This is a genomic window from Sphingobacterium multivorum, assembly GCF_039511225.1.
GTDB lineage: Bacteria > Bacteroidota > Bacteroidia > Sphingobacteriales > Sphingobacteriaceae > Sphingobacterium.
The window spans coordinates 2,842,012-2,856,357 of sequence record NZ_CP154261.1 but is presented as its reverse complement, the minus strand read 5'-3'; the positions used below and the strand labels follow the sequence as shown (position 1 = coordinate 2,856,357).

10 protein-coding genes are annotated in these 14,346 nt (G+C 41.6%); 4 read left to right on the top strand and 6 right to left on the bottom strand.

Annotation, left to right across the window (positions count from 1 at the left end; all coding sequences use genetic code 11):
- Window positions 1-161 precede the first annotated feature (161 nt).
- On the top strand, window positions 162-1,031 hold the full coding sequence (locus AAH582_RS11715; protein ID WP_053003607.1) for an alpha/beta hydrolase: 870 nt from the start codon (window positions 162-164) through the stop codon (window positions 1,029-1,031).
- 42 nt (window positions 1,032-1,073) lie between these two features.
- Here the strand turns inward: AAH582_RS11715 and AAH582_RS11710 are convergent, their stop codons facing one another.
- Window positions 1,074-1,997 carry an SRPBCC family protein gene (locus tag AAH582_RS11710; protein ID WP_343322253.1) on the bottom strand — a complete coding sequence of 308 codons (924 nt, stop codon included), beginning with the start codon at window positions 1,995-1,997 and terminating at the stop codon, window positions 1,074-1,076.
- A 308-nt stretch (window positions 1,998-2,305) separates the two neighbouring features.
- Between AAH582_RS11710 and AAH582_RS11705 the strand changes: the two genes are divergently transcribed.
- On the top strand, window positions 2,306-3,295 hold the full coding sequence (locus tag AAH582_RS11705; protein ID WP_343322252.1) for a GlxA family transcriptional regulator: 990 nt from the start codon (window positions 2,306-2,308) through the stop codon (window positions 3,293-3,295).
- A gap of 7 nt (window positions 3,296-3,302) precedes the next feature.
- Complete coding sequence (locus tag AAH582_RS11700) at window positions 3,303-4,103, top strand: GNAT family N-acetyltransferase (protein WP_343322251.1); 801 nt, start codon at window positions 3,303-3,305, stop codon at window positions 4,101-4,103.
- A 60-nt stretch (window positions 4,104-4,163) separates the two neighbouring features.
- Here AAH582_RS11700 and AAH582_RS11695 read toward each other — a convergent pair whose 3' ends face one another.
- Window positions 4,164-5,366 carry an MFS transporter gene (locus tag AAH582_RS11695; protein WP_343322250.1) on the bottom strand — a complete coding sequence of 401 codons (1,203 nt, stop codon included), beginning with the start codon at window positions 5,364-5,366 and terminating at the stop codon, window positions 4,164-4,166.
- A gap of 170 nt (window positions 5,367-5,536) precedes the next feature.
- Between AAH582_RS11695 and AAH582_RS11690 the strand changes: the two genes are divergently transcribed.
- Window positions 5,537-7,135, top strand: a complete 1,599-nt coding sequence (locus AAH582_RS11690) for a sulfatase family protein (protein WP_343322249.1) — start codon at window positions 5,537-5,539, stop codon at window positions 7,133-7,135.
- Window positions 7,136-7,177: 42 nt separating this feature from the next.
- On the opposite strand, the gene AAH582_RS11685 is transcribed toward AAH582_RS11690, so the two are convergent.
- The 4 genes from AAH582_RS11685 to AAH582_RS11670 form a co-directional block, all read right to left on the bottom strand.
- Complete coding sequence (locus AAH582_RS11685; RefSeq protein ID WP_343322248.1) at window positions 7,178-7,975, bottom strand: GIY-YIG nuclease family protein; 798 nt, start codon at window positions 7,973-7,975, stop codon at window positions 7,178-7,180.
- A gap of 47 nt (window positions 7,976-8,022) precedes the next feature.
- Entirely contained in the window at window positions 8,023-10,959 is a 2,937-nt protein-coding gene (gene dnaE, locus AAH582_RS11680) for a DNA polymerase III subunit alpha (protein WP_343322247.1), read from the bottom strand.
- The gene (dinB, locus tag AAH582_RS11675) at window positions 10,940-12,124 is read right to left on the bottom strand and encodes a DNA polymerase IV (protein ID WP_046673468.1); all 1,185 of its coding nucleotides are present in this window, start codon (window positions 12,122-12,124) and stop codon (window positions 10,940-10,942) included. Before dinB ends, dnaE begins: the two co-directional genes overlap by 20 nt.
- Before the next feature lie 163 nt (window positions 12,125-12,287).
- On the bottom strand, window positions 12,288-14,321 hold the full coding sequence (locus tag AAH582_RS11670; RefSeq protein WP_343322246.1) for a heavy metal translocating P-type ATPase: 2,034 nt from the start codon (window positions 14,319-14,321) through the stop codon (window positions 12,288-12,290).
- Between the last annotated feature and the right edge of the window lie 25 nt (window positions 14,322-14,346).

Genomic DNA, 14,346 nt, shown 5'->3' with positions numbered 1-14,346 from the left:
GGTACGACAAGAAGAAGCCTGCTTCCAACAACCTAGATTAAGGCATAAACTTAACCTAGATTAAGTTTATAAGAAAGATACCGCTAAAACTAGGAATTCCCACATTTTCTGGATGCCATAGAAATGTGTAACTTAATAAAAATCATAGACCAAGTATCTTTATGCACGCAAACAATACCGTCACATTAACAAAATTCTACCGTCTCCTTTGGTTACGTCCGATACTATTACTCTTGCTATTCATTTTTTTATACCCCGTGGTATATGCTCAATCCAACAGTAAATCTAAAGTGAAACCAAACTGGAATGAGATCCTTGAAGAACAACTGTTTCCAGGTAAAAAGCTCCAGGATTCCACGTTCCACTTTCAGGGCAAATTTGAAGAACAATTTATCACAACAGCAGATCATGTTAAACTCCATGGGATCTTGTTTAAGGCAGACAAGAGCAAAGGACTAATTTTCTATTTGCATGGAAGTAATGGAGCGGTAGACACTTGGGGTAAAATTGCGAATATCTATACTGATAACGGCTATGATCTTTTTATGTTAGACTACCGAGGTTACGGAAAAAGTGAAGGTAAAGTAACCAATGAAGAACTACTTTATAGTGATCTGCAAATGGCCTATGATAACCTGACACAACATTATCCGGAAGATCATATTGTCATAATTGGTCAATCGATGGGTACAGCACTGGCTTCAACTATTGCTTCCCATAACGCCCCAAAAATGCTTATTCTTCAAGCACCTTACTATAGTTTTGAAGATTGGACGCAACATATCGCTCCTGAGCTCGATACAAGCGGGCTCCCCTTTCATTTCGACAATGCTTCGGCATTACAAAAAGTAAAATGTAGAACGATCATCTTCCACGGAGACCAGGATAAAGCCGTCTATTTTGACTCTTCCATTAAACTGAGTAGATTCTTTAAAAAACAGGATAAATTGATTCGGTTGGCAAAGGAGGGACATAATGATTTTTCTAAAAATAAAGACTATCTGCATGCAATTGCCGATCTATTGCGATAGTGTTATTTTATCCCTAAAATACATCATGCCCCTGCAGCAATTTTATACATTAAATTCAGGATAAGGAAAACCCTTTCCTTTTTCACAGAAAAATTTTAAACTCCTGAAAAATAGCGCCCAATCAAAACTACAGGAAGCAAATTCCGCACTATAATTTGCCCAGCCATCGTGGTGGAACAGCAGCATACATCCCTTTTGCTGAGGTTCAAGTTCAAAGGTCAGTGTCGTTCCAATCCATTCCTCAAATGCCTTGATACAGCGCCACTCGACCCTGGAATAAGGTTTCAGCGCAATAACTTCCATATTTTTAAAGTAGCTGGGACCAAACCCAAACCGCAATACAGCGCCAATCTCTGGCTTTGCAACAGTATCTGGCGTCCACCAGCCGGCTAACCCTTCCGCTGTTGTAAGCGCCTTGTAAACAGTCTCTACTGGCGTTTCTATCAACAGTCTATGGTAGATGCTTTTAGTCCCAGGATCATGTGCTACCCGATTCTCTTCAGTAACCCCAGCCGTTACTTCTTCTTTCGGAGTAGGTTGTCCCTGCCCCGTTAGAATCAACTGTCTTAGGCTGTCAGCTATATAATACGTCCAGGCATCATGACATACCTTGTAACATTCCATATCGGAATTAAGCCCCTGGTGGGTAAAATGTAATGTAGTTGTACCTGCGTCTTCTACAATATCGAATATAATGGAACTATTCGTCCATTCTCGTTCATCCTGGGTAAATTTAAAATAGTTTTCGAGCACCCGCCAGACTACTTTACGATCCGTTTCCATCGTTTCTATATTTATTCGACAACGATGTACATCCTGATAATGATATATAAACTCGTCATGCAAAGCGGTAGTTGGCCCGTCAATATTTTGAGACCACCATCCGCGGACATTATTGATTGCTTCAAATACGCGTTGAGCTCCTGCTTCAACGGTAATGCTTATTTTAAAATCGTCCTTTTTCATATTTCATCGTATTTTATAATGTTAACTCATACTTCTGATCTTCCTATACTTCCATCGAATCAAATATGTAAATCTGGACATCATGAGTTTGAGGCGCCAAGTTTCTTCAGTCAACTTATATATTGCGATCATTTGTACCATCTTGTTGTATTAACTTTAATGTATAGATCAAATATAACGGACTTTAAAACACAAAAAGGGGTGTAAAATAGACATTCTCAGCGGTTGATTTAGACAAATCGTTTAGGTATATTTGAATAGTATCAAATAGGCATGTTATTGTTTATTCGATCTTATGAACTTTGAACATGAAACATCTAACGATCTTAGTTCCAGACAGTCAGACAGGCCCTAATACGCTATCGTGCATTATTGGAACATACCATGTATTCACCGAAGCGAACCGCTATTACGATCAACTGAACAGGGAGCCTATATTTATTATAGAATTAGCAGGAGTTTCCAAACAGAGTAACTTTGTCAATGGATTAATAATGGCCATGCCGCAGAAAGATATCACTGCAATTCAAAAAACAGACCTCATTATTGTACCCGCTGTCATTTCCAATTTTACTGCATTAGAAGCTGGGAATAGCGTTCTTTCAGAATGGATATTACACCATCATGCCAAAGGAGCAAATGTTGCAAGCATGTGTACCGGTGCATATCTGCTCGCATCCACGGGACTTTTAGATAACAAAAGCTGCTCTATCCATTGGAAATCAGCAGCAAACTTCCATAAGCTCTTCCCCAAAGTCAACTTAAAAACTGAACAAATTATTACCGATGAGCAGGGAATCTATACCAATGGTGGCGGTTATTCCTTCCTCAACCTCCTCCTTTACCTGGTTGAAAAGTTTTACGACAGACAGACAGCGATTTATTGCTCCAAAATATTTCAAATTGATATTGCCAGACAAACGCAATCCGATTTTATGATCTTTAATGGTCAAAAGTCACATGGCGATGAAATGGTCATGCGTGCACAGGACTATCTCGAGAATAACTTCTCAGAAAAAATCTCCATGGAGAAGTTATCTGAAAAATTCACCGTCGGACGCCGGAATTTCGACCGTAGATTTATTAAAGCGACAGGTAATACACCTGTGGAATATCTTCAACGGATAAAAGTGGAATCGGCAAAAAAGGAATTGGAAAGCTCGCGGAAAACGGTAAATGAGGTAATGTACGCTATTGGGTATACTGACGTAAAGGCTTTTCGTGAAATATTCCGTCGGTTTACGGGACTATCCCCCCTTGAATATAAAAACAAGTACAATAAAACCGCAATAAAATAGAGGCTACATGAATTTTGATCCTATTCAGTTTTCCGATCTTCCCATAATTACAACGCTAAGTCCGGAAGGATGGGGCAATATCACGATCAAAATACAACACTATATAGAAAGCCCTTTTTGTTTTCCCATAAAACTCCTGGTCGATCAGAAAATTGTCGCCATAGGTACGACCATTATCCATAGTAACGTAGCCTGGTTGGGACATATTATCGTTTCTGCCGATGAAAGAGGAAAAGGCTATGGGAAACACATCACCCAAGAACTTATTCGTATAGCAAATAGCAAAAAATGCAAGAGCATCCAACTCATTGCAACGGATATGGGCGCACCAGTTTACACAAAACTCGGCTTTAAGGAATCTTCTTCCTATCTTTTCTTTGATAATATACAGATCACTCAGCTTGAAGAACCAGACCACAGCATACAGCACTATCAATCCCATTATAGCGAGCAACTTTTGGCACTCGACCAGAAAACTGCTGCCGAAAATAGGCGGTTCGAAATAGAACCACATTTCACGGCTGGCTTTGTCTATGTGGAGAACAAAACTGTCCGCGGCTATTATCTTCCCACTTTGGGAGAAGGTCTTATTGTCGCCAATAAACAATCCGCCGGAATGGCTTTGTTAAAACTCTATTTAAGGCAAAATTCCAAAATTGTACTACCTCAAGAGAATACAACCACAGTTTCCTTCCTATTGAACCAAGGAAACCCTATAAAACGCCGGGCCAAGCGCATGTACCTGGGTGAAAATATCGATGTTCAATTTAAGTCTATCTTCAATAGAATTGGTGGAAATATTGGTTAACATCAATTCTATTCGCTATTTTTTTAGGACCGACAACAAATTTCAAGACGACATGAAGGACTATGAAAGTTGACCAACGGCATCCTCAAGAACTTCTTTGTTATCCATAGTCGGCTGCCTTTTGCTTCGTCGAATGTAACATAAAGAAATTACTATTCCTAAAGCGGCCATTACCGCACCAACTAAAGCCGGAGAAGTGTAACCATAGCCTTGATTAATAGGCACACCACCTAAAAAAGCACCCAATGCATTCGCAATATTAAAACATGCAGGCCCCAGAGAAGCAACCAACATTTCAGCATCACTCTTTACCGAATTAAGCAATAATAGGGTTAACGAAGGTACAAGCGCAAAAGTAGTGACTCCGGTTAAAAAAGTCATTACCAAGGATATCCCAACGTTGTCGGACAGGCCATAAATAATCAACATACACAAAATCTGAACCACCAATACGGCTACGACCACCTTTGTTGGCGAAAAAGCATCCGTCAACTTCCCGCCGATCAAATTCCCTACAAACATACCCAATCCAGCCAACACCATAATATACGGCAGGTATTTATCGGCAATCCCAGACACTTCAGTCATCAGCGGAGCAATATAACTTATCCAGGCAAACAACGCCCCTGGGGCCACTGAAAATAATAAAACCATAAACCAGACATTCACATTGCGAAAAATGCCAAAGTCCTTCCAGGGATTATTTTTAGGTGCTGCTTTCATTTTAGGCATCCACAACTTTAAGGCTAACATGGTCAAAATACCGACGACAACAATCAATAAGAAAGTATAACGCCATGAAAAATGATGCCCAATATAGGTACCCAATGGAACCCCAAATAAATTGGCAACGGTCAATCCCGAATACATCGTCGCTACCGCCTGCGCTTCTTTCCCAGGATCGGCCAATCGACTGGCAATGACAGACCCTACACCGAAGAAAGCACCATGCGGCAATCCTGAAATAAAACGCGACACCAGCAAAAGACCGTAGTCTGGAGCAATCACAGATAATCCATTAAACAGGGTAAATAATCCCATGAGCGTAATCAGGGTTTTAAGGGGCGAGAACCGATTCATAGCAACTACCAATAGTGGAGCACCAATAACAACACCCAAAGCATAAGCGGTAATGAGATAACCAGCTTCCGGAATTGAAACTTGCAGACTTTGGGCAACGTCCGGTAACATCCCCATCATACTAAATTCGGTAATACCTATTCCTAATCCCCCTAGTGCAAGTGCTAATAAACTCTTCTTCATATATAAGTAAAATTATCAATACTGCAAATTTCTATCAGAATAATAAAATAAACAAATCATTTAAATAGTAAAAGGTATCATTAAACTAATAGCACCATCTTTGTCTCAATGAAAACAGCTATATTAGCTTGTGGTAAAAACGATCGTCGCAACACATACAAACCTTAACCATGAAACTGCATCATTATATTCTTACGTTCACCTTGTACGCATGTGTACCTTTTTGGGCATTGGCACAAAAAGAGCAGACAAAAAAGCATCCAAATATTGTATATATCATGAGTGATGACCATGGTTATCAAGCGATCAGCGCTTATGGTTACGGATTAAATGAAACACCCAATATTGACAGATTAGCACAGGAAGGGGCCATTTTCACACGGGCAACTGTGACAAATTCATTATGTGCTCCAAGTCGGGCTGTGCTTTTAACGGGAAAGCACAGTTATATAAATGGGAAAATTGATAATGAGGCAAAATTCGATTGGAATCAGGACAACTTTGCTAAGATTCTTCAAAAAAATGGTTACCAAACAGCATTAATCGGTAAAATCCACATGGATGGCTTGCCACAGGGTTTCAACCACTCCGCGGTCCTTATCGACCAGGGCGAATATTATAATCCAAACTTCATTATCAATGGTGTGAAACAACAAATACCAGGCTATGTATCGGATCTCACCACCGATATGGCCTTAGATTGGATCGCTAAAAGAGATACTAGTAAACCATTCTGTGTGCTTTATCATCAAAAAGCGCCACACCGAGAATGGCTACCTGCTTTACGACATCTCCGACAGTATACGTCAAAAACCTATATAGAACCGAGCAATTTATTCGACACCTACGAAGGAAGAGGAACCGCCGCAAAAACCGCGGAAATGAATATCCTTAAACACATGAACTGGGCTGGTGACAACAAAATACCGCCTACGCTAATGGATGAATTGGGACTAAAAGAATATCTATCTTGGGATAAAGCTGCCTTTAATGGAAACTTAGGAAGAATGACCGCAGCACAACGTGCAACATGGGATTCAATATACAACCCAATTATGGCAGATTTTAAGATAAAATATCCCAGCATGTCCAAAGAAGACCTGATGCGCTGGCGATATCAACGCTATATGCAGGATTACCTTGGTACCGTTGCAGCGGTAGACGATGGCGTTGGACGTCTATTGGAATTTCTCAAAGACAACGGACTCGACGAAAATACCATTGTCATTTATACTTCGGACCAAGGGTTCTATCTAGGAGAACATGGCTGGTTTGACAAACGCTTTATGTATGAGGAATCGCTTCGAACTCCCTTATTGATCCGCTATCCAGCAGAGATTAAAGCTGGCCAATCCTCAAAAGCACTTGTCCAGAATCTCGATTTTGCCCCCACAATCCTAGATTATGCAGGACTTGCAATCCCGAAAGATATGCAGGGAAAATCTTTTCGTGGCCTACTCAATGGAAAAGAAAAGCAATGGCGCGATGCCGTATATTACACCTATTATGAGTATCCTTCCATTCACATGGTAAAACGACATTATGGAATTCGTACCGAAAGGTACAAACTGATCCATTTCTATTATGACAAAGATGAGTGGGAATTATACGATCTAGAAAAAGATCCACAGGAAATGCAGAATGTATACCAAGTACAAGGATACCACAACGTACGTGAAGAAATGCATCATAAACTGGACGAAGCGCGAGCCTACTATAAAGATTCCGATGAGAACGACAAAAAGTTTTTACCAAAGGTGAAACACTGATTTACTGGTGTATCAAGCCAGTAAATCAGTGTTGATAAAAATTTAAACAGGGTTGAGTTTGAAATAGCGTCTCAAAATACGTCTGATATCCCTGTTGTCAGCCTTGGAGATAATGGCTTCCCGTTTTTTCTTTTCACTATATACACGCTTATTACAGTAACCAAATCCTTTATACCGACCATCCGACAAGTAAACAAGGCCCTTTTCATTGGGATTACGCCCTAAAAACTCCAAAAATATTTCGCCCATCGGCAGCTCCGACGAGCCTACAAATTCCTGTACTCTTCGATTATAGTCTTCTGGAACCTCCTGCGCAATACAGGCCCCCTTACAGGTCTTCAACATATACTGAAAACAATGTTTCGTATACGTCTGTAATTTGTTTATTTTTTGACATAGCTGATAAGCTTCCACAATATGGAATAATTGCTCCCGCCCCTCCTGATAACTTGAAAAAGTCATTAACTCTTCACGTTCGGGATCAAGCACCTCAACCTGAAGCACTTGATAACCTGACGAATTTATGGTCAGATAAAGACCAAATCCATAGTAAGTTCGACGCTGCGCCCGATTGTAATAGGGTTGGTATTTTTTGATCAGGTCAGATTCATGCAATAACGCTAGTAGTTCATGCCCCGTCAGTTCAAATCCAACTCTGCTAGCTGCCTCTTGGATTTTACGTTCCTTAAAATCTGTGCTTCTAAAATGCTGTAATAACCTATTTCTAATATCGATACTCTTGCCGACATAAATTAGCGCATCATGCTTATCATAAATATAATATACGCCGATTGCAGAGGGTACTCCTTCAAGCAATCCGGTAATTTGCTCTTTCGTCATCACTTTAACACCAGGTAAGTTCTTACAAAGGTAATTTAAAAAACAGGCTATTCACTTCGCGGATCAGATTTTAAAGGCATCTTGGCACATCGTATTACTTCAAGTGAGGGGCAGCCATAGTCAACTACAATTTTTCCTTCGATCAAATAAATACCGTTTCCCCGCAGTGGATATTCGATAAGTGTCTGCGGGAAATGGACAGTATCAAAAAAATGTCCTTCTGCATCCAAGAAGGTTCCAAATTTCATTTGCCCTCCATTGCGCATCTTGACTATTTTTTCACAGACGAAATCGCCTACCATCCGAATTGTTTTACCTTCATGCGCCCTCATGTCTTCTGCAAAAAGATCGCCTCTGTAACTGCTTTTTGCCAAATCAAACAATGTTCCCGTAACACAGAAACCAATCAACTCCAGTTCGTCATAATAGTCTTCCAAGCGGTTTTCTTCAAACAAAGGAAGCAACGGTTTTTTAGTCTCAATTTCAAAGAGAACATTTCCGCCACGGCGAGGTTTATATTTACTCATCATCAAATGGCCTTCCCACAATAATTGCTTTTTTCCTATAGCCGTAAAACGCAAGGCGCCCACACGGATTAAAATGATCAATTGCTCCAGGCCAATTTCCGTCCGGCCAATAAAATTTTCCAAACTGAGATAGGGTCCATTCAATTCCCGTTCATTCACTATCCGTAAAGCCAATTTTTCCTCCAGACGCTGAAGGCAATCAAAGCCCAGATAGATATCTTTTCCAAAAATACGTGCATTTAAATGAGACTGGTTGACACATGGTAAACAAATCGTAGCGCCCGCAACCCGCGCTTCATTTACGTAAACCTTACGATTATAAAAACCACCGTAATTATTGAGTACCGCAACCATAAACTCCAATGGAAAATAGGTTTTTAAGTATAAACTCTGGTAACTCTCAACAGCATAGGAAGCTGAATGTGCCTTATTAAATGAATAGCCGGCAAAGCTCTCCATCTGTCTCCAGATTTCTAAACTTCCCTGCTGCTCGTACCCCCGTGTCTTGCAATTGGCAAAAAAACGTCCTTTAATGGCCGCAAGATGCTCTTTATCACGATACTTGCCCGACATCATTCGCCGCAGCACATCCGCATCTGCCATATCCAGACCACCATAGGCATTCGCAATTTTCATTACGTCTTCCTGATAAACCATCACACCATAAGTTTCAGCCAGCTGTTCTTTGAATACTGGATGCGGATAATTCGCAACAGCTGGGTCGTGGTGACGCCGAATATACTCGTTCATCATTCCTGAACTCGCCACACCGGGACGAATAATGGACGATGCTGCCACTAATGTGTTATAGGTATTACAGGACAGTTTGGTCAATAGTTGCCGCATCGCCGGACTTTCAATATAAAAACACCCAATAGTATGGGCCGACTGCAGTTGTGCTGCTATTAGCGGATCATCAAAGAAACGCTTGGGGTTGTCGGTATCAATCAGCTCGCCCAGATTCTCCCGTACGATCGCCTTACAGTCTTTTATATGCCCTATTCCCCGTTGTGATAGGATATCAAATTTTTCAAAACCAATATCTTCGGCAACATACATGTCAAATTGCATCGTGGGCAGTCCTTTAGGCGGGTAGTCCATCGCTCCATAACATACCAAAGGAGCTTCTGAAATGAGTAGCCCACTTGCGTGAATTGAACGTTGATTAGGGAAATCCGCCATCCGGTTATATACATTCAAAATGGTATTCGTTACCTCATTTTTGTTCAGCATATGTTCGGGTTCCTTGATTAACCGATCTATTTCTCCCTTAGGAAGCCCATATACCTTTCCAAGCTCACGCAAAATACTTCGCGACCGAAACGTACTCATAGCGCCCATCAACGCAACATGTCCACGTTTATATTTATTAAAAATATAACGATACATAGCGTCACGTTCATTCCAGCTAAAGTCAATATCAAAATCGGGGGCACTCTTCCGTTTTGGATTTAGAAAACGCTCAAATGGCAGATGCAGCGCGATGGGATCGACATCGGTAATTCCCAAACAATAAGCAACGGCGGAGTTTGCTCCGGAGCCACGCCCCACGTAATGAAAATCGCTATGCCGAGCATAGTTACAGATATCATTCGTGATCAGAAAATAACTTGAAAACTTAAGTTGTTCTATAATTTCCAATTCCCGTTGGACTCGTTCCATTGCAATGGTATCATTTTTTCCATAACGTCTTTCCAGCCCCGCTAATGCCTCACTAAAAAGCAATTGCTTATCCCCATAATGACTGTCTGTAAATGTGGTTTTATTTTTAACGGTCTCAAAGTCGAAGTAGAAAGAGCACTGGGCAAGCAGCTGCTCTGTATTATTCACAAGCTCCGGCAGATCCGAAAACATTTCCGTTAAGGTCAGTCTTGACAACAGCATTTCATCCGGATGGGCCACCTGATCCCTCTCCAATTGTGATATTAACAGATTATTATCAATGGCCCGCAATTGCCTATGCAGCACATAATCATCTCGTTTGAAACTAACCGTTGCTAAAATGACACAATGCGCTAAATATTTTCGATCATACAACCGTACTTTGGTCCGTTCTGAAGGCCTTATGCCAATATATTCATAGTCGCGCAAGCCATCGTGGTTGATCCCCGAAAAAGGATAAACAACAAATACCTGTTCAAAATCAGGAGCGCGTTGCGGTACAGATCGTTGTTCCCTACTGAGTTTGGTACGATAGGCATTAATCTCTTGAAAACCACGTTCGCTCTTCGCTATAGCGACAAAACAAAGCTTATCACCGTCTCGAAACTCCATTCCTGCAAGTAAATTCAGCCCCTTTTTCCGACCCAACCGAATAAAATCCAATGATCCGGAAGTATTGTTAATATCGGTTAGTACGGCGGTATCGTAACCACCGGACTGCATGCCTTCAATAAGATCTTCCAGACTCAATGTGCCATAACGCAAACTATAAAAACTATGAAGATTTAAAAGCATCCCTCCCTCCTTTCTCCCCAGGCATGGGCACGCAGATTCCCTTCATCAAAAACGCTGTACCGTAACGATTTTTAATACGATCCATAGCCTGCATCAAATTTACTTCTTCGGCATTATCCGCAAATAGATCAGTTTGGTAAGCCCCATAGATCAAACCGGAGAACTTAATCCCCACCAGCCGAATTAACATGCGGCGACTATACAACTTTTTAAATAGCGATAGCACAACTTCAATCAATCTCCGATCGGAATTGGTATACCCGATCTGCAATTGTTGGGTATGGGTATCAAAATTACTATAGCGTATCTTTAAGGTGACACAGCTGGTAAGCCGCTGTTCTTTACGCAATTCAAATGCGAGATTATCGACCATACCGATGAGTGTGCGCCGCAATACATCCATATCAATTGTATCCTGTTGATAGGTTGTTTCTTTGGACATGGACTTCTGCTCACGAAAAGGGACCACAAGCGTATCATCCAAACCATTGGCCTTTCGCCAGATATTGACACCATTTTCCCCTAAGACCTGTTGTAAGGTGAAAATCTCCATTTGTTGCAACGTTCCAATTTTCGAAATCCCCATATTACGCAACAGGGTATACGATTTATCACCTACCATCGGTATTTTCCGAATAGAAAGTGGTGCCAAAAATTGCTTCTCTGTACCCCCATTTACTTGTAGCTCACCACATGGTTTCGCCTGTCCGGTCGCTATTTTCGACACCGTCTTATTAACAGAAAGGCCGAAACTGATCGGAAGCCCCGTTTCCCGAATAATGCGCTGCCGCAATTCCTGTGTCCATTTCCAACATCCAAAGAAACGGTCCATTCCGGAAACATCAAGATAATGTTCATCGATGCTTGCTTTCTCAACAACTGGTGTCTCAAGAGAAATAATTTCGGTCACCATATTGGAGTAATAACTGTAGAGATCATGATCGCCTTTAACGACAACTGCATCCGGACACATTCTTAGTGCCAAGCGCATCGGCATCGCGGCATGCACCCCTGATTTTCTGGCTTCATAGGAACACGAAGCCACCACGCCCCGGTCACTGCTACCACCGATAAGTACCGGTACACCATTAAGTTTACTGTTTATCAGCCGCTCAACAGATACAAAAAATGTATCAAGATCACAATGTACGATGCTCCTTTCCATATCATTCATGTATTGACGTCTTATTATCGCTTCGAAGCAATGATAATCACGCTCAAATATACTAACATATTTAGTAATAATAAATGATAGCTAATAAAAATAGGCATACACCCACCCTTCATTTCATCCAATGAAAAGGGCGGGTGCAACTTGATGCTAAATGTCAAAATTTCATTTTCTGAATTCTTATGGCATTCAATATCGCAATTAACGATACGCCAACATCGGCAAAGACTGCCTCCCACATGGTTGCCAAACCTCCAGCGCCAAGAATCAACACGACCCCTTTGACTATGAAGGCAAGGCCTATATTCTGATAAACAACTTTTTTCGTCTCTTTTCCAATGCGAATGGCCATTGGAATTTTCGAAGGTTTGTCATCTTGTATCACGACATCTGCTGTCTCGATCGTCGCATCACTGCCCAGTCCCCCCATCGCTATTCCAACATCACTCAGTGCGACAACCGGAGCATCATTAACGCCATCCCCCACAAAAGCAACAGATTCGTTTAGTCCCTTTATTTCCCTGACCTTATTCACTTTATCTTCCGGCAGTAGATCGCCATAGGCCTGATCTATTCCAAGTTCCTTGGCAACATAGACGACTACAGTCGTCTTGTCCCCGCTCAGCATTGTGGCTTTTACACCGAGTTTATGTAGCAGTTGAATCGTAAGCGCAGCATCCGCTTTAATACTGTCGGCTATGGTTATGAACCCGACAAATTTACCGTCCAAAGCGATCGCGATGGTCGTATATACGATACTATTGGGATCGATATCATAGACTACATTAAATTTGTCCAGCAATTTAAAGTTGCCCACCAGCAACACTTTGCCATCAGCAATAGCTTTTAGTCCATGTCCGGGGATTTCTTCTATGTTATTGAGATCGACAGACTCATCGATCGGACCGACATATTCTCTAATCGCTGTTGCAACTGGATGGCTACTGTGGCTCTCTATTTTATTGACGAGCTTTAAAATCCTTGCTTCGTCGTAACCGGCCTGTAGCTTAATTTCCTGCACTTTAAAAACGCCGGCAGTCATTGTTCCGGTTTTATCCATCACGACATGGCGGATAGCTGCCATTGCATCCAAAAAATTACTTCCTTTAAAAAGTATACCGTTCCTACTAGCAGCACCAATTCCACCAAAATATCCCAAAGGAATTGAAATAACAAGTGCACAGGGACAGGAGATCACTAAAAACACGAGAGCCCTATACAACCATTCGCTAAATACATATTGATCCACAAACAAGTAAGGCAGGAGACAAATTCCAATCGCCAAAAACACGACAATTGGGGTATATATCTTAGCAAATTTGCGAATAAACAGCTCTGTAGGTGCTTTTTGAGCCGTTGCGTTCTGTACGAGTTCGAGGATTTTGCTCAACTTGCTGTCCTGATATGCTGTTGTCACTTGAACTAGGCTCACGGTGTTCATATTAATCATTCCAGCCAGTACAACATCACCCTTCATCTTTGTATCTGGCTTGCTCTCGCCAGTCAGCGCAGCTGTATTAAATGCACCTTGCTCAGACAACAATTCACCATCAAGCCCAAGCTTTTCACCGGGTTTCAGCTGAACTATTGCTCCTATACCTGCATCGGCAGCTTTGATCACTTTGCTCTTTCCATTCTCCAAAATGGTCACCTCATCCGGACGCTGATCCAGTAGAGCCTTAATATTGCTTTTAGCCCGACTTACCGCCAAGGTCTGAAACACCTCTCCTACGGCGTAAAACAACATTACCGCTACAGCCTCGGGGTATTCTTTGATCCCAAAAGCGCCTATGGTAGCAATACTCATTAACAAAAACTCCGAAAAGATTTCCCCTTTGGCTATACTCTTTAAAGCATCCCTGATAACAGGAAACCCAACCGGTAGATAAGCTAATATGTACCAGCCTGTACGGACCCAATCCTTAAACCAGGATTGTGCAATCCAATTATCCATGGCTATAGCAGCAATGAGTAAGATAAAAGAAATTAGCGCGGGTAGAAATAACTGCATCTGACTGGCCCCTGCCGTCGAGTGATCGTGACCGTCCTCATCATGGCTATGGTCATGACCATGGCTGGAAGCCGGAGCTTTCCCAATAAGATCCTCAGCTCCAGCCTGATTATATATTTTTTCTGTCTGTGTACAACAAAGCTGTCTGCCTTGTGCATCATAACGATGTTTATGTTCCATCACTTGCTTTGATTATGTTAACAAA